The sequence below is a fragment of the Microbacterium halotolerans genome (genome assembly GCF_003569805.1).
GTDB classification, from domain to species: domain Bacteria; phylum Actinomycetota; class Actinomycetes; order Actinomycetales; family Microbacteriaceae; genus Microbacterium; species Microbacterium halotolerans.
Genome location: NZ_KZ984051.1, coordinates 74,629 through 98,842 on the forward strand (window position 1 = coordinate 74,629; position 24,214 = coordinate 98,842).

Consider the following 24,214-nt stretch of genomic DNA (forward strand, 5'->3'; position numbering starts at 1 on the left):
GTCAGTTCGATGAGAACGCGGCGTCGAACGCGGCATCTGGGGCGTCGAAGGCCAGGGTGCGCACGAAGCCGACGGCCTCAGCGGCGCCGACGAGGCGGTCCATTCCTGCGTCCTCCCATTCCACCGACAGCGGGCCGTCGTAGCCGATCGCGTTGAGCATCCGGAAGGCATCCTCCCACGGGACGTCGCCGTGGCCGGTGGAGATGAAGTCCCAGCCGCGCCGCGGGTCCGCCCACGCCAGGTGCGAGGAGAGCCTGCCGCTGCGCCCGTTCAGGCGCTTCTTCGTGTCCTTGCAGTGCACGTGGTAGATGCGGTCGGCGAAGTCCCACAGGAAGCCGACGGGGTCGACGTCCTGCCACACCATGTGGCTCGGGTCCCAGTTCAGGCCGAACGACTCTCGGTGCCCGATCGCCTCCAGCGTGCGCTTGGCCGTCCAGTAGTCGTAGGCGATCTCGCTCGGGTGCACCTCGAGCGCGAAGCGCACTCCGACCTCCTCGAACACGTCGAGGATCGGGTTCCAACGGTCAGCGAAGTCCTGGTAGCCGGCCTCGACCATGTCGGCGGGCACGGGCGGGAACATCGCCACGGTCTTCCAGATCGACGAGCCGCTGAAGCCGACCACGGTGCGCACGCCGAGCTTCGCCGCCATCCGCGCGGTGTCCTTGATCGCCTCGGCGGCACGCTGTCGCACGCCCTCCGGGTCGCCGTCGCCCCACACCTCGGGCGACAGGATCTCCTGGTGCCGCCGATCGATCGGGTCGTCGCACACGGCCTGGCCGGTGAGGTGGTTCGAGATCGCCACGATCTTCAGCCCGTGCCGCGCCATCAGGTCGAGCCGCCCCTGCACGTACTCGGCGTCGTTCCAGCGCGTCACGTCGAGATGGTCGCCCCAGCAGCACAGTTCCAGCCCGTCGTATCCCCATCCGGATGCCAGACGCGCAACCTCCTCGAGCGGCAGGTCGGCCCACTGGCCGGTGAAGAGCGAGATCGGTCGAGTCATGTCGATTCCTTCCTTTGCTGTCTCCGGATGGAGACGTGGTAGTTGGTCAGTTCGAGCGCATTCTGCGGACGCGCAGCACGACTGCGGCGACGCCCACGAGGGTGACGACGCCTATCCCTCCCCACAGCCAGGCCGTTCCCGCGCCCAGGCCGCCTGACGCCTCGGCTGCCTCGTCCTGCTGCGCGCTCGCCTCGTCTTCCGCAGCGGCGGGCGGATTCTCTGCTGGGGGTTCCGGGGGCGCGGCGACATCGAGCTCTGTGGTGGTCTCGTGCTCCTGGGGTTCGGTCGTGGTCGCGGTCACGGTCCAGTGCCCCTCTCCGAGCAGGCCGGGCTCCGATGTGTACCAGCCCACCCCCTCCGGCGCGGACTCGAGGCGGACGGGCCCGACTTCCTCACCGTCGTCCGACACCGCCGCGATCTTGATGTCCACGGATTCCTCCACCGGATGCTCGTCCCCGGCCCAGACCACGAGCGCATCGATACCGCCTGCGCCGTCCGTGCCGAGATCGATCTGCAGTTCGCCGCCGTGCGCCGCAGCGGGCGCGGCACCGGTCCACCCGCCGAAGGTGAGGGCGGTCATGGCGAGGATGAGGAGTGCCGCCATCCTCATCGGGTGAATCCGACGTTGGGTGTCCATCGCTGGTGTTCCTTCTGTCTGAAGTGGTGAGAAGACCCCCGGCACAGGATCGGAGCGCGCCATCCTGTGTCGGGGGCCGCCGACGCGAGGTCGGCGTGCCGCTGCCTTGTGCCGGCCGTTGATAGGTGTCCGGGCCTGGACCATACCCACGGGCGCCCGGCACTCGTTCAGCGGCGTCTGGGGACGGGGGCCGCACACCGTGCGGCCCCCGCGGTCCGGTCAGAGTCGAGTCGCCTCCTTCGATGCATGTGCGACGGCCCCGGCGCTGCGCCGCAGACGCATCGCGATCACGATCGCGATTCCGGCCGCGAGCAGCATCAGCGCCACCACAGGTATCCCACCGAGCGCGAGGCCGGTGGCCGGCAGTTCGTTCTGACCCGGCGTGTTCTGCTGCCCATCGGTGCCGGATGCTCCGTCCGAGGCTCCCGAACCGTCCGCGTCGGTCGCGCCGTCTGCAGAGCCATCCGCATCGGCGGCGCCACCGGCGTCCGTCGACCCGTCTGCGTCCGCAGCGTCCGCGTCTGTCGCATCAGCATCCGCAGCATCAGCATCCGTCGCGTCCGCATCGGTCGCGTCTGCGTCCGCAGCATCCGCGTCGGTCGCATCAGCGTCGGCGCTGTCCGCCTCGGCGATGGTGAACGTGAGGGTCTCCCCGACGACGTTCTCCTCGCCCGCAGATGCGCGCAGCTCCACGGCGTGCTGGCCGGGCTCTGACACCTCGATCGGCGCCGTGTACTCGCCCCAGCCCGCACCGTCGACGTTCACCTCGCGGTAGACCGTCGTGCCATCGGCTCCGCCGGTCGTCTCCACGGTGACCGTGACGGGGCCGAGGTAGGTGCCGTCCGGACCATCCGGATCGGCCGGGTCGAGCGAACCAGCGACCTCGAGAGGCTCCGCGGCCTCGCCCTCGACAACCCGGAAGTAGTCGAAGGACGCGACGGACGCCGTCGTCTGCGTGGCCCCGAGTGCGTAGACGCCGATTCCGGGATCCGTCGTGCTCACAGACGCGGCGAGCGACGGTCCGGTCTGCAGCGCCTCAGCGCCGCCGTCGGAGCCTGCCAGACCGTCGTGCGAGACGGCGTCGGCGACCGTCTCCCAGTTCTCGCCGTCTGCCGAGTACGAACCGGTGAAGGTCGAACCCTGTTTGGCGAGCCGCAGGTACCAGACGTCCGTAGACAGGTCCGTGACGCTCGGCTGCGGATCCAGCACCGCTGCATCCTTCTCAGAACGCAGCTCGATCCGTCCCGTCGCCGGATCGCCCGGCGCGTTGTCCACGACGTAGTCCAGCTTGACGTAGTTGTCGTCGTCACCGTAGAGGATCAGACCGCCCTGCTGGTACTGCTCGGTGAACTGCGAACCGTCGACCTTCGTCTCAACCGTCCAGTCGCCTTCCGGCTCGTCCTGGAGGATGATGTTCGGCACATCGGTGTTGCTGTCCGTGTAGATGTCGGTCGCGGTCGTGTCGATCTGCAGCGAGCCGTCAGCCACGCGGTAGCCGGAGGCGTCCTCGCGGACGATCCGGTCCCAACGACAGGCGTCGAGCGCGTCGCCGTCGAACTCGTCGTCCGGCTCCGTCGGCGCTGTCTCACCCGTCGCCAGGTGGAACCAGTCGAACTGCGCGTCGACGGCCGGCGCGTCCGACGACGTGCCCGCCAGTGACACCAGACCGATCTGCGGATCGACCAGGCCGTCGAGCGACTTCGTCTGCGGCATCTGCGTGAAGTCGACGCCGTCCGCCGAGTACGACGCGGTGAGGTCCGACCCGTCGGTGCTCGCGAGCCGCACATACACCGTCGACGGATAGTCCGCCCCCAGCGCATCCGTGTTGGACTCGCCCACCTCGTTCGGCTCGCCCGCCTCTTCCCGGATGAACTGGAAGATGCGCGTCGCCGGATCGGCCGGTGCCGAGCGCCCCTGGATCACCATCTTGGCGTAGTCGTCATCACCGCCGTAGATGAGCAGCCCTGCCTGTTGGTACTGCGCGTTCGCCTCGATCGCGACCTTGGCGGTCGCGGTGAAGGCGCCGTCAGGCAGATCCTGCAGAACCAGGTTCGGCACCGCGACGTCGTCCGTCCCGTACAGGTCGGCTGCCGTCGTCGGGATCGTCAGCATCCCGTCGGCGACCTGCAGATCCTGATTGCGGTTCAGCACGGTCCAACGCTCCGGATCGACGTCGTCGCCGAGGAAGTCGTCGGAACCACCGGGGAAGCACAGCGCCGGTTCCGTCACCTCGCCCGTCACGGTGACCGTGACGTAGTCGTCGACGTACGCTCCACCGGAATCGGTCACCCTTGTCTGGAGGCGGTAGGTGCCGGGCTCCGTATAGGTGTGCTCCAGCGTCGGCTCGCCGTCAGCGAATCCGTCACCGAGGCCGATGTCCCACTCGTAGGACAGCTCGGCGTCGTCACCATCCGGATCGGTCGCCGTTGCCGTGCCCGACACGGTGAGCGGCGCCTCTCCCTCCAGCGGCGTCACATCCAGTTCGAGTTCCGGACGCTCGTTGGCGGTGACACCGCGACCGTCGACCTCGAACCAGTTGACGTTGATGCCGCCGGATTCGAGCACGAAGTGCAGCGAACCCGATCCGCTCGGCACATCTGTGAGCGTCGCGGCGACATCGTCGAAGACCTGCCAGTCACCGGTCGAGGGAATCGATAGGTGCGCGATCTCAGGGCCGTCTGGCGCATCCCAGCGCACCGACACCTCTCCGCCGTCCGGCGACGCTGCGCGCAGCGACAGCCCGTCGACGTCTCCCAGGCTGATCGGCTCGTGCGCCCACCAGTCATCAGGTTCGATGTAGCCGATGTTCTGACCGCCGCCGGCGCTGTCGGAGGTCTCCTCGATGATCACACCGGCATCGCCGCTGCTCGTGGATCCGTCCAGACGCCCCGTCGAGGTGAAGAACTCCGACTGGATGAGCTTCGGCTGCAGCACCTGCAGGTCGTTGCCCGTGAGCGGAACGCCGGCGGAACCGCCGTCGTCGGTGTACATCGCCTCGATCACCCAGAAGATGTTCGATTCGATGCCGTGGCCCTCGTCGCGCGCCGTCTGGATGACGCCCTCGCAGCCGGTCAGCTCGTCGAAGGGGTGCGCGTGCGAGTCGTGGCCCAGTGAAGTGAACAGACGTACGTCGGCGCAGTCGACCTCTCCATCCGGATCGTCGACGGCGATCTCGTAGGCGACCTGGTCGCCCCATTCGAAGAAGCCGCCGTTGTCGGGGAATGCGATGGAAACCGTCGGGGCTTCGTTCCCCACGACGATCGTCACGTTCGCCACGCCGGATTTGCCTGTGTCGTCCGTCGCGGTGAGCTGAGCGGTGTAGGAGCCCTCCTCGGTGTACGTGTGCGTCGGGTTCGCCTCGGAGCTCGGTTCGGAGCCGTCGCCGAACGTCCACTGCAGCGCGATCGGGTCACCGCTCGGGTGCCGCGTGCCGTCGGAGGAGAACTGCACCGTCAGCGGTGCGGGTCCGTTCGTCACGTCCGCAGACGCCCTTGCGATCGGCGCAGGGTCGCCCTCGATGTAGTTGACCTTGAAGATGCCGGACGAATCGTTGTTGCCGCCGAAGCCCGACCCCCAGTCGACCATGTAGAGCGCGCCGTCCGGTCCGAACTCGAAGTCCATCGGCCGGTCGAAGCCCTCACTCGGGTCGAAGATCCCCGGGAGCACACGATTGATGTCGACCAGGTCGCTCCGATCATCGTCCGCAAGCTGGAACGAGTACATCTTCCCCTGGTTCCACTCGCCGAAGAACGCCTTCCCGTCCCAGTACTCCGGCCATTTCACATCGGAGTCGAGATCTGCGTCGTATTCGTAGACCGGACCGCCCATCGGCGCTCCGCCCCCTCCGATCTCCGGGAACAGCGGATTGGTCTCGTAGCCGTACCAGACCTCCGCCTCGATCGCTCCGGGGAGCTGCTGGATACCGGTGTTGTGCGGCGAATCATTGACGACCCCGCCCGCGCAGTCGAAGGACTCGCCGGACTGGCCGGTCGCGAAATCGTAGTCGACGTAGGCGCTGTTCTCACCAGTGCAGTACGGCCAGCCGTAGAAACCCGGTTCGCTCACCACGTTCCATTCGACCGTGCCGGCAGGTCCGCGCGACTCACTCGCGCTGCCCGCATCCGGTCCGTAGTCCGCCACATGGACGGAGCCGGTCTGCGGATCGAGACCGATGCGGAAGGGGTTGCGGAACCCCATCGCGTAGATCTCAGGCAGCGCGTCGGCCGTCCCCTCAGCGAACATGTTGCCCTCGGGCACCGTGTAGTCGCCGTCGTCCTGAGGTGTGATGCGCAGGACCTTGCCCCGCAGGTCGGCGGAGTTCGCCGAGGTGCGCTGGGAGTCGTAGTTCTCCCGGCCTTCCCGCTCGTCCAGCGGCGCGAAACCGGCCGACTCGAACGGGTTGGTGTTGTCGCCAGTGGCGACGTAGAGGTTCCCATCGCCGTCGAACACCATGTCCCCGCCTGCATGGCAGCAGGTCTCGCGCTGGGTCGGAATCACCAGCACCTTCTCCTCCGTGGCCAGGTCGATCGCACCGTCCGCGTAGGTGAAGCGAGACACCCGGTTGTGAGGTCCGTCGTCTCCGACGTCAGAAGGCGACCAGAACAGGTACACCCAGCCGTTCGTCGCGAAGTCGGGATCCAGCACGATGCCCGTCAGCCCGTCCTCGTTGGCCTGCGTGACATCGAGGGTCGCCGCCGTCGTCGTCACGTTCGTGGTCGGGTCGATGACCCTCACGCGACCGTCGCGCTCGACGTAGAAGACCGTTCCGTCCGGCGCGACCTCGAGCATCATCGGGTTCGCCGTGCCGTCGTCCAACGTCACGGCCTCGTAGCTCGCACTCTGCGTCGCCGAGCAATCGGAGTCCGCCGCGCCGGCGGCCGTACGGATCCCGCCCAGCAGGTGCTGCAGGAACTCGGGTTCGGCGAACGACTCGTCGGTGTGCCCACCGCCCGTGTACCAGGAGCGCCCGCCGTCATACGACTGGCACCAGGCAGTCGGATGTTCGGCGCCCATCGCGCCCGCTCCCGCCTCGTACGAGGTCTCGTCGAGGCTGGCGAGCACATGCACGTCGTCGCGGGGATCTGTGCGGAAGTTGTACCACTCGTCGTGTCGTTCCCAGCGCTCCGGCAGGTGCGCCGTCGACTCGTGCACGTGGTCCTCGACCTTGACGGTCGCGTCCTGATTCTGGGGGTGGCTGTCGAAGTACGCACCGACGAGATCGCCGTACCACGGCCATTCGTACTCGGTGTCGGAGGCGGCGTGAACGCCTGCGTAGCCGCCACCAGCTTGGATGTACTCCTCGAACGCGACCTGCTGGCTCTCGTCGAGGACGTCACCTGTCGTCGAAAGGAAGACGACCGCCTCGTACTGAGCGAGGTTCTCGGTTGTGAATGCTCCTGCGTCTTCGGTCGCGGTGACCGAGAATCCGTTGTCGACGCCGAGCTGTTCTATGGCGTCGATCCCCGCGGGGATCGACGAGTGGCGAAAGCCTGCGGTCTTGGAGAAGACGAGAACGTCGAACTCCTCGGCCGCTGCCTCCGCAACGGGCGGCTCGTCTGTTTCAACGGCCTGTGCGCCGGTGGCGCCGATCCACGAGAGCGGCAGGGCGACGGCCGTCGCGATGGCGATGCCGATACCTCGTCTCGTGGCACGTGAACGTGCGCTGAGCACTGTGCTCACCAGGAACTCCTTTGGTCTGGTTCAGTGGTCCTGCTGGACTGCGCTCCGCGGCGGCCACTCACGTCGGCCCGGACGTGGGTGTGGCACCGGCTCCTGATCGTCTGCTGGTCAGCTCTCCTTCCTCACTGTCGTCCTGCGCTCACACGTCGAGCCACGTACCGCTTTCAGCGCTGCGCTCGACCGCGTCGAGCACGCGCTGCACGGCGAGCCCGTCGGCGAACGACGGCGCGGGTGCTTCTCCTGCGGCGAGCGCGTTCACCAAGTCGACCGCCTGGTGCGTGAACGCATGCTCGTAGCCGAGGCCGTGGCCGGGCGGCCACCACGCGGCGATGAACGGATGGTCGGGTTCGGTCACGACGATCCGGCGGAAACCGGCAGTCGCCGCCGGATCGTCGGCGTCGAAGAAGTGCAGCACGTTCATGTCCTCGAAGTCGAACGACACCGAGCCGCGCGAACCGTTGATCTCGACCCGGATGGCATTCTTGCGCCCCGAAGCGAATCTTGTCGCCTCGAAGCTGGCGAGCCCTCCCCCCGACAGTCGGCCGAAGAACAGCGCGGCGTCGTCCACCGTCACCCTCCCGGTCCCCCGACCGGCCGTGCTCGACAGTCCGTTCGACGATGCGGCGACCGGACGCTCGGCGATGAACGTCTCCATCAGCCCCGCGACCCCGATCAGCGACTCACCCGTGATGAACTGGGCGAGATCGACCGCGTGCGCGCCGATGTCTCCCAGCGCACCCGATCCGGCCTTCTCCTTGTCGAGTCTCCACGACAGCGGCGCATCCGGATCGGACAGCCAGTCCTGCAGATACTGCACGCGCACGTGCCGGATCTCGCCGATCCGCCCGTCGGCGACGAGCTGGTGCGCCAACTGGATCGCCGGCACCCGCCGATACGTGAACCCGACCATCGACCGGATGCCGGATGCCGCTGCCCGCTCGGCAGCAGCTGCCATCCGCTCGGCCTCGGCCACGCTGTTCGCGAGCGGCTTCTCGCAGAGCACGTGCTTGCCGGCGTCGAGGGCGGCGATGGCGATCTCGGCGTGCGTGTCGCCCGGTGTGCAGATGTCGACGAGGTCGATGTCGTCTCGCTCGAGCAGGCGGCGCCAGTCGGTTTCGGCCGACCGCCATCCGAGTCGCTGAGCCGCATCGGCGACGCGTGCGGCATCGCGGCCGACGACCGCCGTCATCTCTGTGCGCAGCGGCAGGTCGAAGAAGCGCGGAGCGGTGCGCCACGCCTGCGAGTGCGCTGCGCCCATGAACGAGTAGCCGACCATGCCGACGCCGAGGCGGGAGCGTGCTGCGTCACCCATGTGTGATGTCCTTCCTAGGTGGGTGCGGCCCGCACCCGTGTGGGCATGCTGGGCCGCAGCGGCGGGCGCCCGGCGCCCGCCGCTGGTCGCGGATCGGGTCAGGAGCGGAAGCCGAGGTCCATGTACTGGCCGACGTTGTCGGCGGTGACGACCGGGGCGTGCAGCTGGATCGTGCGCGGCACGTCGGCCGAGACGAGGTCGCCGAGGTTCTTGTCCTGCGCAACGAGACGAGCGAGCTTCACACCGTCAGCCGCCTGGGTCGACGGGTAGACCACCGTTGCCTGCATGACCGTGTCACCGGCTTCGATCATCTCCATCACGTCGAGCGAACCGGCGCCGCCGACCATGAAGAACTCGTCGCGATCCGCGTTGTCGATCGCGGCGAGCACACCGACGCCCTGGTCGTCATCGTGGTTCCAGACGGCGTCGATCTCGGGCTCGGCCTGCAGCAGGTTCGACGTGGCCGTCTCGCCGCCCTGAATGGTGAAGTCGGCGGCCACCTGCGTCGAGACCGACAGGCCGCAGTCGTCGAGCGCGTCGGCGAAGCCCTGCGAGCGGTCCTGCGTCAGCGGCAGGTTCGCGATGCCCTGGATCTCGGCGACGACGGCGTCGGACTGACCGTCGAGCTGCTCGCAGATGTACGTTCCGGCGGAGATGCCCATGCCGTAGTTGTCGCCCAGGATCGTCGCTCGCGACGCGAACGGGCTGGAGAACTCGCGGTCGACGTTGATGACGGGGATTCCCGCCTCCATCGCATCGAGCGCCACCTCGGTGAGCGCATCACCGTCGAACGGCAGCAGCACGATCGCGTCGACGCCGTCGTTGATGAAGGTCTCGATCTGGCTGATCTGCACGTTGACGTCGTTGGTGGCCTCGGCCTGGCGCAGCTCGACGTCCTCGTACGACTCGGCGGTGTCGAGCGCGGCCTTCGTGATGGCTCCCATCCAGCCGTGGTCGGCTGCCGGCGCCGAGAAGCCGATCGTGACGGTGTCGCCCGTCTCGTCGTTGGAGGTGCCGCTGTTGACCGATGTGCCGCCGCCGGTCTCCTCCTCCGGCGGCTCGTTGCCGATGCAGCCGGTGAGCAGCAGCGCGCCTGCGGCGAGCGCTGCGGGAACGGCGACCAGCCTGCGCCATGTGATGTGTTCGGACATGTGATCTTCCTCGATTCGATCCGGATGTGATGTGTGGTTGTGCGGGTGGGGTCAGCTCGACCTGGCGCGGCCGGAGAACCGCTGCTGCAGCAGCACGGCGACCACGATGATCGCGCCCTTGGCGACCAGCTGCGCCGACGACGACATGTTGTTGAGCGTGAAGATGTTGAGCAGCAGCGTGAAGATGAGCACGCCGAGCACGGTGCCGAAGATCGTGCCGCGTCCGCCGGCGAGCAGCGTGCCGCCGACGACGACCATCGCGATCGCCTCGAGCTCGTAGAGCATGCCGTTCGTCGAGGTCCCGGCGCCTGTGCGCCCGAGCATCATCACGGCGGCGATGCCTGCGGCCAGACCGGCCAGACCGTAGATGTACAGCGTGTGGCGGCGCACCTTGATGCCGGCCAGGCGCGCGGCCTCGGCGTTGCCGCCGATCGCCACGGTGCGGCGCCCGAATGTGGTGCGATTGAGCAGGAACCAGCCTGCCACGGCGACCAGGGCGAAGATCCAGACCAGCATCGGCACCCCGAGCAGGTCCATCCGGAAGAAGTCGACGAACTCGGTGCTCGTCACGCGCTGGGTCTGCCTGTCGGAGATGAGCTCCGCCAGCCCCCGCGCGCCGGCGAGCATCGCCAGCGTGGCGATGAACGGCACGACCCTCCCATAGGCGATGATCACGCCGTTGACCAGCCCTGCCGCGGTGCCGACCACGAGCGCCGTGATGACGATGACGATCCAGTGGAAGCTCTCCGCCATGTTCTGCGTCGACCATGTCGTCGCCCACACCGTCGCCAGCCCCATCACTGAGCCGACCGACAGGTCGATGCCGCCCGAGGTGATGACGAATGTCATGCCCACGGCGAGCACGCCGAACACGGCGGCCAGGCGCAGGATGGTGAGCAGGTTGCCGACGTCGACGAAGCGCTCACCTCCCGTGACGGCTCCGACGATGCACAGCAGGATCAGCGCCACGATGAGGCCGAGGTTGTGGCCCGCGGCGCCGGAGAGCAGCGAACGGAATCGGCCTCGCTCCCGGGATTCGGCGATCCCCGCCTCAGCGGTCGCTTGTTCAGTCACGCGGTTGTTCCTTCCATGACGAGGTCGAGCACCTGGTGCTCGTCGATCTCCTGCGCCGGAGACGTGTGAACGACCCGCCCCTCCGACACGACCAGCACGCGGTCGGCGAGCCCCAGCACCTCGGGGATCTCGCTGGAGACCATGAGCACAGCGGTCCCGGCATCGGCGAGCCTGCGCACCAGGGCGTAGATCTCGGCGCGAGCGCCCACATCGACGCCGCGGGTGGGTTCGTCGAGCAGCAGCACGTCGCAGCCGTGAACCAGCCAGCGGGCGAGCATCGCCTTCTGCTGATTGCCGCCGGACAGCGTGCGGATCGCGCGCTCGACGCCCGTCGGGCGCATATCGAGCGCCGTGGCCTGCTCGGCCGACACCGCCTTCTCCTGCTTCTCGTCCAGCCACCCGGCCCTGGCCATCCGTGCGAACGATGACAGTGTGATGTTCCGGTAGACGGGCTCGTCGAGGAGCAGCCCCTGGCTCTTGCGCTCCTCGGGCGCCAGGCCGATGCCCGCGCGGATCGCGCCTGACACACTGCCTTTCCGCACCGGCTTCCCGTCGAGTGCGACGACGCCGGTGGCGGTGCGGCGGGCGCCGTAGACGGCCTCGAGGATCTCGGACCGTCCGGATCCGACGAGACCCGCCAACCCGACGACCTCCCCGGCCCTGACCGTGAACGACACGTCCGAGAACTCGCCGGCCACCGACAGCTCGGTGACTTCGAGACGCACGGGAGCGTCGTCTGGGACACCTGGCCGCTCCGGAAACGCGATGCCAGCCTCTTTGCCGGTCATCAGCCGGATGAGTTCATCCGTCGGCGTCGTCTCGACGCTCAGGTTGCGCTCGACGGTGCGTCCGTCCTTGATGACGGTGATCCGGTCGCCGATGCGGCGGATCTCCTCGAGTCTGTGCGAGATGTAGATGATCGCGATTCCCTGGGAGGTCAGCTCCTCGACCACTCGGAAGAGGTTGTCGACCTCGCCCGAATCGAGCACGGCCGACGGTTCGTCCATCACGATCACCCGCGCGTTGCGGGAGAGCGCACGCGCCATCGACACGATCTGCTTGCCCGCCGCGGGGAGGTCCCCCACCAGTCGGTTCGGAGGAATCTCCGCATGCCCGAGGCGCTGCATCAGCTCACGAGTGCGACTCGTGGCCTCCCGGCGCTGCGTCACCCCCGCGGTGGCGAGCTCGTGCCCGAGATAGATGTTCTCGGCCACTGTGAGCCCGTCGACGACGTCGAGCTCCTGATACATCGTGGCGACGCCGTGTTCGAGCGCTGCGACGGGGTTCGGGATCTCGATCCGCTCGCCGTCCATGAGGATCGTGCCCTCCGTGGGCTGATGGGCGCCGGCGAGCACCTTGATGAGCGTGGACTTGCCGGCTCCGTTCTGCCCCAGCAGGCAGTGCACCTCGCCGGGGAGCACGTCGAGGTCTACGCCGTCGAGGGCGCGAGCACCGGGGAACGTCTTCACGATGCCCTGCATCTGCAGCAGCGGTGCTGAGGGGTCTTCTGTGACCATATGGCGACGGTATACCGACTTATGTTGCTCGTCAAGCAAAAGTATGGGAACTTTGTTGACGCTATCGGCTCGTGATAGACATCGAGCAACAGAACATCGAGGCCGAAAGGGCGTGGTTTACTGTGCTCATGGAAGGGTTGCAGAAGTTCCCGCCACGCCCCACCGGGGCCGGAGAACTGTTCCAGCTCTTCCGTGACGGCAGCCCCCGCACCCGAGCCTCGCTGGTCTCCGAGACGGGGCAGTCGCGCTCGACGGTCGCCGCGCGGATCGACGCGCTGAGCGCCGCGGGGCTGCTCGCTCCGGCGGGAGAGGCCACCAGCACGGGAGGACGCCCTCCGTCGACCTTCGCCTTCGCGCCGACGAACCGGATCGTGCTCGGCGTCGACCTCGGCGCCACCCACGCGCGCCTGGCCGTCACCGACCTCGCGGCGAACGCCCTCGCGTCGATGCAGGCGCCGCTGGCGATCACCGATCACCCGGAGCGCGTGCTGTCCTGGGTCGCCGAGACGGGCACGCAGCTCGTGACCGAGGCGGGGCGCGGACTGGACGAGCTCGCCGGCATCGGCATCGGCCTGCCCGGCCCCGTCGATCACACCGACGGCCGTCCCGTGAACCCACCGATCATGCCGGGCTGGGACGGCACCGACGTGCCCGACATCCTGCATCGGCTTCTCGGCGCCCCGGTGGTCGTCGACAACGACGTGAACGTGATGGCGCTGGGCGAGCACCGCACGGTGTGCCCGGATGTGCAGAACCTGTTGTTCGTCAAGGTCGCCACCGGTATCGGGGCGGGCGTCGTGATGGACGGCGAGCTGCGCCGCGGTGCGCAGGGCGCCGCAGGCGACATCGGCCACATCGCGGTGCCCGGTGCGGAGCAGGCCCCGTGCCGATGCGGCAACACCGGATGCCTCGAGGCCGTGGCGGGCGGGGCGGCGATCGCCGACGTGCTGCGACGGGGCGGCGCACGGATCGACACGACTCAGGACATCGTCGACCTCGTCCGCGCCGGCGACATCGCGGCCGGCCAGGCGGTTCGTCAGGCGGGCCGCGACATCGGGGCCGTGCTGGCGGCTTCGGTGAGCATGCTGAACCCGTCGCGGATCATCGTCGGCGGCGTGCTCTCCGGCGCCGGCGAGCACCTCATCGCCGGCATCAGGGAGGTCGTCTACCAGCGCTCGCTTCCGCTGGCGACCCAGCATCTGCGGATCGTGACGTCGCGCGCGGGCTCTCAGGCGGGGGTCGTGGGCGCCGCCACCCTTGTCACCGACCGCTTCCTCGCACCTCATTCGATCGATGCACTCATCACCGTCAAGGAGGACGCATGAGCAATCAGAGAGCCCTCGTCGTACGCGGAGGCTGGCAGGGGCACGACCCCGTCGGCTCCACGGACCTGTTCATCCCGCAGCTGCGCGAGGCCGGCTTCGACGTGGTCATCGAAGACTCGCTCGAGGTCTACGCCGACGAGACCGCGATGTCCGGCGTCGACCTGATCGTGCAGAGCTGGACCATGGGCGACATCCTCGCCGATGAGATGCACGGCCTGCGCATCGCGGTCGAGAACGGCGCCGGCCTGGCCGGCTGGCACGGCGGTCTGCTCGACGCGTTCCGCAACGCCACCGACTTCCAGCACCTCGTCGGCGGCCAGTTCGTCGCCCATCCGGGAGACATGGTCGACCACGAGATCGTGGTCGACCCGGAGCGCGCCGGGCACCCGATCGTCGCGGGCCTCGGCCCGCGCATCAGGCTGACCACGGAGCAGTACTGGGTTCACACCGACCCGCTCTGCGATGTGCTCGTCACCACCACGCACGATGTCCGCCCTGATGCACCGTGGCAGGAGCCGGCGACCGTGCCCGTGGCATGGACGCGCCGGTGGGGTGAGGGCAGAGTCTTCGCCTGCACCGTCGGCCACGGCGTCGAGGACCTCACCCACCCCGACATCCGCACGATGATCGGCCGCGGCCTGATCTGGGCCGCCCGCCGCCGCTGAGCACCCGTCGACAACCGCTCAGGTGCGACAGATCGCCGCCGCCACATGCCCGCAGCGGCACCATCCCGCACCTGAGCAGCTTCGCGCGGCGACGCCGCCGGGGCCGGGGTGCGAGGCGGTGACACCAGTGGCGCTTAGAGTGAGCGCATGGGGACCACGGGCGATCAGGAGAGGGCGGCCCTCGTGTTCAATCCCGCGAAGGTCGACGGCTCCCGCCTGAAGTCGCTGGTCGCGATGCACTCCGCGCGCGCCGGGTGGGCTGAGCCGGTCTTCCTGGAGACGAGCGTCGCCGACCCGGGGCAGGGCATCACACGGTGGGCGCTCTCCGACGGCGCGACGAGCGTGTTCGTCGCCGGCGGCGACGGCACCGTGCGTGCGGTCGCCGAGGTGATGGACGGCTCTGGCGCTCCGCTGACCATCGTGCCGTCAGGCACGGGCAACCTGCTCGCGCGCAATCTGCATCTTCCGCTCGAAGACCCTGAGACGATCATCCGGGCCGCGTTCGAGGGCGAGATCGCGCACATCGACGTCGGCATCGCGATGCTGCGCCGCCCGGACGGTGCGACCCAGCAGCACGCGTTCGTCGTGATGGCGGGAATGGGGCTCGACGCGGCGATGATCGCGAACACGCGCCCCACGCTGAAGAAGCAGGTCGGCTGGGTCGCGTACGTGGACGGCGCCGCGCGGTCGCTGAAGGACGCGAAGGCGTTCCGGATCGTGTACCAGCTGCTCTCCGGTGACCAGGACGCCACGATCGACGAGCGGAACACGCAGTCGAAGCTGCACTCGGTGAAGGTGCACAGCGTGCTGGTCGCCAACTGCGGCGCACTGCCTGCGGGCATCTCGCTGGTGCCGGATGCCTCCGTCGCCGACGGACTGCTCGACATCGCGCTGATCCAGCCGTCCGGTCCGTTCGGGTGGCTCGGCGTGTGGCGCAAGGTGTGGTGGGACAATTCGGTGCTGCGCCGGTTCCGTGCGGGGCGACGGATCGTCGAACGACACAGGAGCACGTCGGTGCGCTACCTGTCGAGCGTCGGCATCGAGGCGGCGGTGCCCGAGGCCAGGCCCGTGCAGCTCGACGGCGACGAGCTGGGCGAGGCCACCCGCATGTACTGCACCGTGCATCCGGGGGGCCTTGCCGTCACGGTGCCGCGCGGGCACGCCCTGGCGGGCTGACGTTCGGCGCTGCTACTGCAGCGCCGAGGTGAGGCGGGCGAGGTTGTCGAGCACCGTCGAGCGCAGCGGCTGCTTGCGCCATTCGTCGAGGGTGAGCTCCGTGCTGCTGCTGCGGTAGACATCCTCGACGGCGCGCAGCTCCTCGACGAACTCCTCGCCCCGCACCAGCAGGGACACCTCGAAGTTGAGGCCGAAGGAGCGCTCGTCCATGTTGCTCGAACCGATCACGGCGACCGCGTCGTCGATCGACAGGCTCTTGGTGTGCAGGATGTACGGCGCCTCGTAGAGCCAGATCCGCACGCCGGCCTCGAGCAGTGCCTCGTAGTAGCTGCGCTGCGCGTGGTAGACGACGGCCTGGTCACCCAGCTTCGACATGAACAGTTCGACCTGAACACCGCGGCTGCAGGCGATCGCGACGGCCGCCATCATCGCCTCGTTCGGTACGAAGTACGGGCTGACCATGACCACCTTGCGCTCAGCGGCGAAGATGAGGGCGAGGAACATGCGCAGGTTGTTCTCGGTCTCGTATCCCGGCCCCGAGGGCACGACCTGGCAGTCGAGGTCGCCCGAGCCGGAGTTCATCTCGCGCAGATCGATGTCGGGGATCGACTCGGTCTCGCCGTACCAGTCGGAGAGGAACACGGCGTCGACGCTGGAGACTACCGGACCGTCGAGGCGGACCATGATGTCGACCCACTTCAGACCGCGCCTGATGTTCCCCCGCACGTTGTAGCTGCGGTCGATGAGGTTCTGCGAACCGAGGAACGCCACCTCGCCGTCGATGATGAGCAGCTTGCGGTGATTGCGCAGATCCGGCCGCTGCATCTTGCCCTTGAGCGGCTGCAGCGGGAGCGCGAAGCGCCACTCCGCACCCATCTCGCTCAGCCGGTCCAGTGTCTGCCTGTGCAGCGGTTTGGAGAGGTTGGCCCAGTGGTCGAGCATCACACGCACCGGGATGCCCCTCGAACGCGCCTCCTCCATCGCCCGGAAGACGTTGTCGGTCGACGCGTCGGACTTCAGGATGTAGAACTCGATGTGCACATACCGCTCCGCGCCGCGGATCGCCTCCGCCATCTCGTCGAGGCTGCGCTGGTAGTCGGAGATGAGGTGCACACCGTTGTCGCCGGAGATCGGCAGGGCGCCGAGCTCGCGATTCATGCGCACGAGCGACGAGAACCAGTTCGGCTCGTTCGGGCGCAGCCCTCCTCGTTCGAGGATGTCGTTCGCCTCTCGCAGGTATCCGTTGATCAGCGCCTGCATCCGACGCTTCTGGCGCGGCAGCCGCGGGTTTCCGATCAGGATGAACAGGAACGCGCCCGGCACCGGCAGCAGGAAGATCGCCAGCAGCCACGCCATCGCCGCGGTGGGCTTGCGATTGCGGGGAACGACGACGACCGCCGCGATCCGGATGGACATATCGAGGATCCAGATGCTCGTCGTGAGCCATGGGGTATCGAGGATCGCATAGATCCGCTCGAACAGTTCCTGCACCTGTGCCCCCGTCTGACCTGGGGTTCAGCCTATCCGGAGCGGAGGGGTCGTGCGCGGAGGCGTGCCAGCACCGGCAGCACGGATGGTGCGGATGCCGCCCTGCCCGCACCACGGTGAGACGAGCATCCTTTCTCGTAATGTATGACTGATGAGTTCCGAGAGGAAGCGGCGCCGAGCGGCGCGCAGGGTCAAACCAGGTGACGGCCACGCATTGCAGCGCTACCGGTGGTGGCAGCCGTTCTCTCGCAGCCTCTTCCACCTGCGCCTCCGCAGCGACGGCGGCTCACAGGAGACCTGGACGGTCGACGTCCGGCTCGGGGGAGATTCGGGCGGCGAGGTGTGGGCCAGGCTCTACCGCGACGGCATCAACCAGGCGCGTTCCAAGCTGCCGGCCGCGTTCGCAGTGCCGGGCGGCACGATCATCAGCCCCATTCAGCTTCCCGCGTGGATGAACATCTCACTTCTGGTGGTGACGATCCTGGCGAGCACCGAGCGTGCGCTTCGCCTGCGGTACAACTGGATTCTCGACGGCGGAATCTTCGACGGCGACGTCGGGTAGAGAGTGTCTGAACGGGAGGCCGCGCTTGGCGCGCTCCTCGGCCTCGATGCGGTTGTAGACGCGGCGCTCGGTGCGGTCCATGCGCATGATCGACCGCATGATCCACCAGAACGCCCCCGCGAGCACGATCGTCGGAGCGACCGAATACACCACGGCGAGCCAGTAGGAGTCCACGCGACGATTCTATAGCCGCAAGGGCTCTCCAACGGCTGGGAGGAGCGGCCGACGACAGCAGCGCGACCGGTTCAGGTCACCCCTTCCTTCCCCTCACACCCCCTGATGCAGGTGAATGCGCCGAACCACCCCTGTGGAGAACTCCGATCCGCTCGATGCGGTTGCCACGATCGGGGCATGACGACCACAGCTCATCCCCCGATCTCCCGGCCCATCCGAGACGCCGTACGCTTCCTGCAGAACGTGCCCCGTCTGACGCACTGCACTCCGCGGCACAGCCTCGTGGTCGTTCCGCTGCGCGACGGTCACGCAACCGGTGCGCTCCGGATCGATCTGCCCGCAGACGGTTCAGGCGACGAGCACGTGGCAGCGACCGCCATCGGCATGGTGTGCCGCGTGCCGGAGACCGAGGGCGTTGCCGTCGTCGCGTACGACGGCGGCGCCGAGTGGCCGCCCGATGGACCGCTCCCCCGCGAGAGCCTGGTCGAGCGCGTGATCGATCGCGCAGACGCCTGCGGCCTGCACGTGCACGGCGCCTATCTCGTGGCCGAGGACGGTTGGGGTGCGTACGGCGACGTCGCCGCGCCGCTTCCGCTGTCGCAGATCGTGCCGGAGGCCGGCGAGGCGCTCGCCCACGACCAGCACGACGGCACGAAGCTGCCGCGTTCGTCGAAGAGCAGACGGCGAGCGGTCGCCGCCGAACTCGGTCGCCTGGAGCACGAGTTCGCCGCGGCGCTGCTGCATCGCGCGCAGACGGACCGCGAGCCCGGCGGCACCGGCGAAAGCGCCGATCCGACGGGCGACGGCGAAGAGGGCAGAGCCGACGGCGAGGCTGACGCACGTGACCCGGAAACCGATGCCCCGCACGACAGCGGCCCGTCCGCAGGAGAGGACAGCCCATCCGCGGGCGAGAGCGATCCGTCCGCGAGCGACGAGGAACGTGCGATGGCAATGTCAGCTGCCGCGAGCACGGATCCCCCGCGCCGCGTGAGCACGACGAATTCGCTCCCCGACGCATTCGAGGAAGCGCTCGCGTGGGACGCATCGCATCTCGAGGCGTCCGACGCAGGGCTGCTGGCCCTCGCGTTCGAGACACCGCTGCTGCGGGACACGCTGCTGACCCAGTGGTCGACGGATCTCGAGGGCGGGCGCACCGTGCTCGCCTGGCAACTGGCGTGGCGGCCGAGTCCGCCTGGAGACAGCCCGCCGCTTCCGGATGGGCCGGTGCGGCTGGCGGGCGAAGGCCCGCGTCCCGAGGGATGGCGACTGCGGCAGGGACTCGCGCTCGCGCGGCAGATCGCTGCGTCGGCTCCTCGTCGAGCCCGGCCGGGCTCGCTGGCGGCGGCATCGTGGCTGTCCTGGGCACTGGGCAACGCGACGCACGCGGCCGAATACGCGGAGCAGGCGCGCGAGATGGAGCCGGGGCACGGCCTGGCGGGCATCATGACGACGCTCACGGAGTCGGGCATGCTCCCGGCATGGGCGTTCGCCTCACCAGCTGAGCCGGACGGCGCAGCCGAACCCGATCGCTGAGCGGTCGGCCGGTGGGCGACACCGACGCGGGGCGGGGACTTCGCCCCGGCCCGCCTACTTCACCAGCGGGAACAGGATGGTCTCGCGGATGCCGAGACCGGTGATCGCCATCAGCAGGCGATCGATGCCCATGCCCATCCCGCCCGTGGGCGGCATGCCGTGCTCGAGGGCACGCAGGAAGTCCTCGTCGATGCGCATGGCTTCGTCGTCACCGCGGTCGGCGAGCTTCGCCTGCTCGACGAAGCGCTCGCGCTGGATCACCGGATCGACGAGCTCCGAGTACCCCGTGGCGAGCTCGAAGCCGCGCACGTACAGATCCCACTTCTCGACGACGCCGGGAACCGTGCGGTGCTCGCGCACGAGCGGACTGGTGTCGACGGGGAAGTCCATCACGAAGGTCGGCCGCTGCAGGCCGGTCTTGACGAAGTGCTCCCACAGCTCCTCGACGAGCTTTCCATGCGTGACATGCGGCGGCACGTCGACGCCGGCCTTCTCGGCGAGCGCGAGCAGCTCGTCCAGCGAGGTCTCCGGGGTGACCTCCGCGCCGGCGGCCTCGGAGAGCGAGGGGTACATCGACACGCGATCCCAGTTTCCGCCGAGGTCGTACTCCGTGCCGTCCGCCCAGGTCACGGTCGTCGAACCCGCGACGGCAACGGCCGCGTTCTGGATCAGCTCCTGGGTCAGGTCGGCGATGCCGCTGTAGTCGCTGTAGGCCTCGTACGCCTCGAGCATCGCGAACTCGGGGCTGTGGGTGGAGTCAGCGCCCTCGTTGCGGAAGTTGCGGTTGATCTCGAAGACGCGGTCGATGCCGCCGACGACGGCGCGCTTGAGGTACAGCTCGGGCGCGATGCGCATGAACAGCTCGGTGTCGAAGGCGTTCGAGTGCGTCACGAACGGGCGGGCCGTCGCGCCGCCCGGCTGCACCTGCAGCATCGGCGTCTCGACCTCGGTGAAGCCGTGGCCCACGAACGTCTCGCGCAGCGACTGGTTCGTCTTCGCGCGGGCGACCACTGTGCTGCGAGCCTGGTCGCGCACGATCAGGTCGAGATAGCGCTGGCGCACCCTCGACTCCTCGCTCAGCTCGCTGTGCAGGTTCGGAAGCGGCATCACGGCCTTCGCCGCCATCTGCCATGAATCGACCATGATCGACAGCTCGCCGCGGCGGCTCGAGATGACCTCGCCGGAGACGAACACGTGGTCGCCGAGGTCGACCAGTTCCTTCCAGGCCGCGAGCGCGTCCTCCCCGACCTTCGCAAGCGACACCATCGCCTGAATGCGTGAGCCGTCGCCCGCCTGCAGCGCGGCGAAGCAGAGCTTGCCGGTGTTGCGGCTGAACACGACCCGCCCGGCCACACCCGCGATCGTGCCGGTCTCGGCGCCGGCCTCCAGCTCATCCGGACCGCCGTCGCCGTACTGCGCGCGCAGCTCGGCGATCGACGCCGTGATCGGCAGCGACACGGGGTACGCACCACCCGCGGCCGACTCGCGCTCGGAGATCAGCCGCTCGCGCTTGGCGAGGCGGACCGCCTTCTGCTGGATGACATCGTCTTCCGGCGTGGTGTCGGCGTTCTCGGCGGGCGTCTCAGGCATGCGGGTGCTTCCTCGTGCAGGGTGTGCGGCGGCGATCCGCGGCGCGCGGTCGCGGTCGTCCCAGTCTATGGCCCGCCGACTGGGCGACCGTCATGCCGCCGACCCGCTCGCGAGATGCGCACGTTTTCGACGAGAACCCGACCAAAGCGGCGCATCTCGACGAAAAGTGCGCATCTCGGCAGCCGCGTTACGCCTCTTCGGGGAAGTCGGGGACGGCGGGGGTCGCCTCGGCGAGTGCGTGGTCGACGGTCGATCGCACCAGCGACGAGAGGAAGCCGCCGGGGTTCTGCACGCCGATGCCGCGCAGCATTCCCGTCGCCTGCCGCACGATCTGGCTCGAGAACTCCGCGGCCGTCGCGATCGCCTCCGCGTAGGCCGGGCGATCGGGCTCCTCGATCACGATCGGTTCCAGCCCGATCTCCACCGCGAGCGCCTGCGCGATCGGCAGCACCGGCGCGGGAGCCGTCACGCCCGCGTACGTCGCCGCGAGCTGGCGCAGGTCCATGCTGGTGCCGGTGAACGTCATCGCGGGGTGCACGGCGAGCGGGATCGCACCCTTCTCCGCGACGGGGCGCAGCGCTTCGATGCCGTGGGCGGCATCGGTGTGCAGCACCAGCTGCCCCATCTGCACGTGTCCGGCCTCGGCGAAGCCCGACACCGTCGCGGCGAGTTCCGAACGCGGCACCGTGATCAGCACGAGCTCGCTGCGGCGCAGCACCTCCGGCGCATCGAGCACCGGCACGTCAGGCAGCAGCGCGGAGGCGCGGTCGTCGTCGCTCGCCGCGGTGCGTCCCGTCAGCGAGTGCCCCGCTCCGGCGAGCGCTGCGGCGAGCACGGGCCCGACCCGACCCGACCCGACCACACCGACGCCGAGCCGTCCATCGCGCATCATGCTCATGTTCCGGGGGTCGGCTGATCCGGATGCGAGAGCCCCACCGGCGCCGCTGCCATCATCTGCGGAAGCGCCGAGACGGTGCCGGGCACGGGCTCGGCCGTGCCCCACCGGTGGGTCTGGTCGTTCGCGGAGGCGACGACTGCGGCACGGCGCACCTGGTCGAGCAGCTCAGCGGCGTCCTCCCGATCGAGCCCGACGATCTGGCCGGAGACCGCACCGGCGACGGCGTGCGCCTGCGCCCACGCGACGCGCTGCATCCGGTCGATCGGTCCCTGAGCGATCGAGACGCCCTGCAGACGGGCGAGCGGGAACACGGCCTGCTTGCGCCAGATCGTGCCGCGGCGCAGGAACAGCCCGTAGCCGGTCACGGCGAAGCCGTGCCGCTTGAACGAGAACGGCCGCCGCCACCATCCGCGCTTGGCCATGGTGCGATAGGGGTCAGCGGCATCCGGAGCCGACCAGTACATGCCGTTGTCGACCATCAGCGGCAGGTCGGCGACCGGCAGGTAGGGCAGGCATACGCGCAGAACGCGTTCGACGTCGGCGCGCGTTCCCACAGGCAGCACCTGTGCCGACTGCTGCGACTGGCCCGACTGCTGCTGCGACTGGCTTTTGCCCGACATCCGGTTGATCTTGATCTTCCACCAGCCGAACGGGCGCCACAGGATCGGCTGCGACACCTCGAGCGCGTGGATGCGGCCGGGCGGGATCGTCTGCGTCGTGGTGGTCGTGAGCCCGTAGGTCACCCGCACACCGTTCTGGGTCTCGGCGATCGAGTAGCGCAGCGACTGCGAGACCTTGGTCCACAGCACGGCCCCCAGCGCGATCAGGCCGGGGATGAGCGTCACGAGGGTCGTGATGCCCAGCACCGCGAACCCCTCGCCCGGCCCGTCGTCGTTCGAGAACACGAACGGGACCATGATGCCGAAGAAGATGCCGTACGCCACCAGTGCGATGCCGAGCCCCCACAGCAGCTCGAGCGCCTGTGCGCCGATGACGCGGCCGGTCGGGATCCGTACGAGGCTCTCCGGCGCGACGTCCTGCGTGTCGACGCCGTCGATCAGTCCCTGCACTCCCTCGCTCACGGTGGAGGCGACGACCCGGCGCACGCCTGCCTGCTCATCGTTCGCCGCAGCCTCGCGCGCCTGCGCCCTGGCCGCGCGCACGCCGGACGCCAGCCGCAGGATGTCGGCGCGCACCTCCTCGGCCCGCTTGGTGCCGAGGTACTCCAGCGGCACGTTCGCGTCGGTGCCCGCACCGTCGACCTCGAGCTTCGCCATGCCCGCGATGCGTGCGATGAACGGCCTGGTCAGGTTCACGCCCTGCACGCGATCGAGCGGGGCGCGGCGCTGCGTGCGGAAGACGACGCCGCGGCGCACCTCGACGTGCTCACCGGTGATCCGGAACTCGTGCTTGCGCCAGCTCAACCAGAACAGCCCGCACAGCAGCGCGACGAACACGAGCACGCCGAGCAGCACCAGCAGGATGAGGTTGTTGGCCACAGTCCAGTCGATCGCCTGGCCGACCGGATCCCCGTCCTCGTAGTCGATGTCGATCGCATGCTCACGGTCGAAGATCGAGATGAACCAGAAGATGATCCTCTCGCGCAGGTTCGCGAGCAGGATGCCCACGATGATCACCAGGGCGAGCCCTCCGCGGAACAGCGGAGTGAGCGGATGCAGGCGGTGCCACCGACCGTCGGCCAGCGACGACGCCCCTCCCCCGCTCAGCGGCGCGGCGGGCGCTGCCGGTGCAGAATCCGACTGATCGCTCACAGGCCGGTCCGCCTCGTCTCGGCGACCTCGATCAGGGTGTCGCGCAGCGACTCCGCCGCCGCCTGCGACAGCCCCGGGATCTCGACGCCGGTCGTCGCGGCCGCCGTGATCATCTTGAGCTTCGCGATGCCGAAGGCGCGGTCCATCGGCCCGTGCGTGATGTCGACGAGCTGCATGCGCCCGTACGGCACCGCGACCATGCGCTGCCACAGGATGCCCTTGCGGAATACGAGGTCGTCGTCGCGCAGCATGTACCCGAGCGCGCGGGCCTGCCGCGGCAGCACGATCTGCGTGATCGCCGTGATGAGCACGATGGCGCCGGCCGCGATCCACCCCCACCACTGCTCGGCGAACAGGTGCACGGCGGCCGCGGCGATCAGCACGACGGCGACGAAGATCGCATTCTGCACGGTCTGCGACACGACGTACTTGGGCGAGATCTGATGCCACTGGCCGTCGAGCGCGATTCTGCCGTCGTTGCGAGGCTCGCGAAGCTGCGTGTAGGTGCCGTCGTCGAGCACTGGCGACGCCTGCGGCGCGGCCCCGGATGACGCAGGGGTCTGCCCGGGGAAGGGCGGGACCGGTGCGGAATCCGGATGCTCGGGGCGAGGAGGAATCGGCGCTCCGGATGCCGACGGTTCCGGGGCGGACGGCGGCGGCT

At 68.8% G+C, this 24,214-nt stretch carries 17 protein-coding genes; 5 read left to right on the forward strand and 12 right to left on the reverse strand.

From position 1 onward, the window contains the following. Position 1: 1 nt before the first annotated feature. From DZG09_RS00350 to DZG09_RS00380, 7 genes are all read right to left on the reverse strand, one after another. Entirely contained in the window at positions 2 to 1,000 is a 999-nt protein-coding gene (locus tag DZG09_RS00350; RefSeq protein WP_119695779.1) for a sugar phosphate isomerase/epimerase family protein, read from the reverse strand. Positions 1,001 to 1,046: 46 nt separating this feature from the next. Continuing rightward, a complete protein-coding gene (locus tag DZG09_RS00355; RefSeq protein WP_162893058.1) occupies positions 1,047 to 1,637 on the reverse strand; it encodes a cytochrome c-type biogenesis protein in 591 nt (196 codons plus the stop codon). Between the two features lie 219 nt (positions 1,638 to 1,856). Beyond that, the gene (locus tag DZG09_RS00360) at positions 1,857 to 7,316 is read right to left on the reverse strand and encodes a ThuA domain-containing protein (RefSeq protein ID WP_240423564.1); all 5,460 of its coding nucleotides are present in this window, start codon (positions 7,314 to 7,316) and stop codon (positions 1,857 to 1,859) included. Positions 7,317 to 7,455: 139 nt separating this feature from the next. After that, a complete protein-coding gene (locus tag DZG09_RS00365) occupies positions 7,456 to 8,628 on the reverse strand; it encodes a Gfo/Idh/MocA family protein (RefSeq protein WP_119695781.1) in 1,173 nt (390 codons plus the stop codon). 98 nt (positions 8,629 to 8,726) lie between these two features. Beyond that, positions 8,727 to 9,779 carry a substrate-binding domain-containing protein gene (locus DZG09_RS00370; RefSeq protein ID WP_119695782.1) on the reverse strand — a complete coding sequence of 351 codons (1,053 nt, stop codon included), beginning with the start codon at positions 9,777 to 9,779 and terminating at the stop codon, positions 8,727 to 8,729. 51 nt (positions 9,780 to 9,830) lie between these two features. Next, complete coding sequence (locus DZG09_RS00375; protein ID WP_205529015.1) at positions 9,831 to 10,853, reverse strand: ABC transporter permease; 1,023 nt, start codon at positions 10,851 to 10,853, stop codon at positions 9,831 to 9,833. Further along, complete coding sequence (locus DZG09_RS00380; RefSeq protein ID WP_119695783.1) at positions 10,850 to 12,370, reverse strand: sugar ABC transporter ATP-binding protein; 1,521 nt, start codon at positions 12,368 to 12,370, stop codon at positions 10,850 to 10,852. Before DZG09_RS00380 ends, DZG09_RS00375 begins: the two co-directional genes overlap by 4 nt. 128 nt (positions 12,371 to 12,498) lie before the next feature. Here DZG09_RS00380 and DZG09_RS00385 point away from each other — a divergent pair, with 128 nt between their 5' ends. The 3 genes from DZG09_RS00385 (at position 12,499) to DZG09_RS00395 (ending at position 15,536) form a co-directional block, all read left to right on the forward strand. Beyond that, entirely contained in the window at positions 12,499 to 13,695 is a 1,197-nt protein-coding gene (locus tag DZG09_RS00385) for an ROK family protein (protein WP_119695784.1), read from the forward strand. Next, positions 13,692 to 14,360, forward strand: coding sequence for a ThuA domain-containing protein (locus tag DZG09_RS00390; RefSeq protein ID WP_119695785.1), 669 nt, complete (start codon positions 13,692 to 13,694; stop codon positions 14,358 to 14,360). Before DZG09_RS00385 ends, DZG09_RS00390 begins: the two co-directional genes overlap by 4 nt. Positions 14,361 to 14,507: 147 nt before the next feature. Beyond that, entirely contained in the window at positions 14,508 to 15,536 is a 1,029-nt protein-coding gene (locus DZG09_RS00395; protein WP_119695786.1) for a diacylglycerol/lipid kinase family protein, read from the forward strand. Between the two features lie 12 nt (positions 15,537 to 15,548). Here DZG09_RS00395 and cls read toward each other — a convergent pair whose 3' ends face one another. After that, entirely contained in the window at positions 15,549 to 16,952 is a 1,404-nt protein-coding gene (gene cls / locus DZG09_RS00400) for a cardiolipin synthase (protein WP_119697291.1), read from the reverse strand. Between the two features lie 223 nt (positions 16,953 to 17,175). Here cls and DZG09_RS00405 point away from each other — a divergent pair, with 223 nt between their 5' ends. Continuing rightward, positions 17,176 to 17,586 (forward strand): hypothetical protein, encoded by a 411-nt coding sequence (locus DZG09_RS00405; RefSeq protein WP_119695787.1) that lies wholly within the window; start codon positions 17,176 to 17,178, stop codon positions 17,584 to 17,586. A gap of 351 nt (positions 17,587 to 17,937) precedes the next feature. Next, positions 17,938 to 19,293 (forward strand): DUF4192 family protein, encoded by a 1,356-nt coding sequence (locus DZG09_RS00415; protein WP_162893060.1) that lies wholly within the window; start codon positions 17,938 to 17,940, stop codon positions 19,291 to 19,293. A 54-nt stretch (positions 19,294 to 19,347) separates the two neighbouring features. Here the strand turns inward: DZG09_RS00415 and lysS are convergent, their stop codons facing one another. The 4 genes from lysS to DZG09_RS00435 form a co-directional block, all read right to left on the reverse strand. Continuing rightward, the gene (gene lysS / locus DZG09_RS00420) at positions 19,348 to 20,883 is read right to left on the reverse strand and encodes a lysine--tRNA ligase (protein ID WP_119695790.1); all 1,536 of its coding nucleotides are present in this window, start codon (positions 20,881 to 20,883) and stop codon (positions 19,348 to 19,350) included. Positions 20,884 to 21,070: 187 nt separating this feature from the next. Next, a complete protein-coding gene (locus tag DZG09_RS00425; RefSeq protein WP_119695791.1) occupies positions 21,071 to 21,775 on the reverse strand; it encodes a DUF2520 domain-containing protein in 705 nt (234 codons plus the stop codon). Between the two features lie 2 nt (positions 21,776 to 21,777). Next, a complete protein-coding gene (locus DZG09_RS00430) occupies positions 21,778 to 23,553 on the reverse strand; it encodes a PH domain-containing protein (protein ID WP_240423566.1) in 1,776 nt (591 codons plus the stop codon). Then, a complete protein-coding gene (locus DZG09_RS00435) occupies positions 23,550 to 24,170 on the reverse strand; it encodes a PH domain-containing protein (RefSeq protein ID WP_420845898.1) in 621 nt (206 codons plus the stop codon). The genes DZG09_RS00430 and DZG09_RS00435 overlap by 4 nt, the downstream gene beginning before the upstream one ends. Positions 24,171 to 24,214 lie beyond the last annotated feature (44 nt).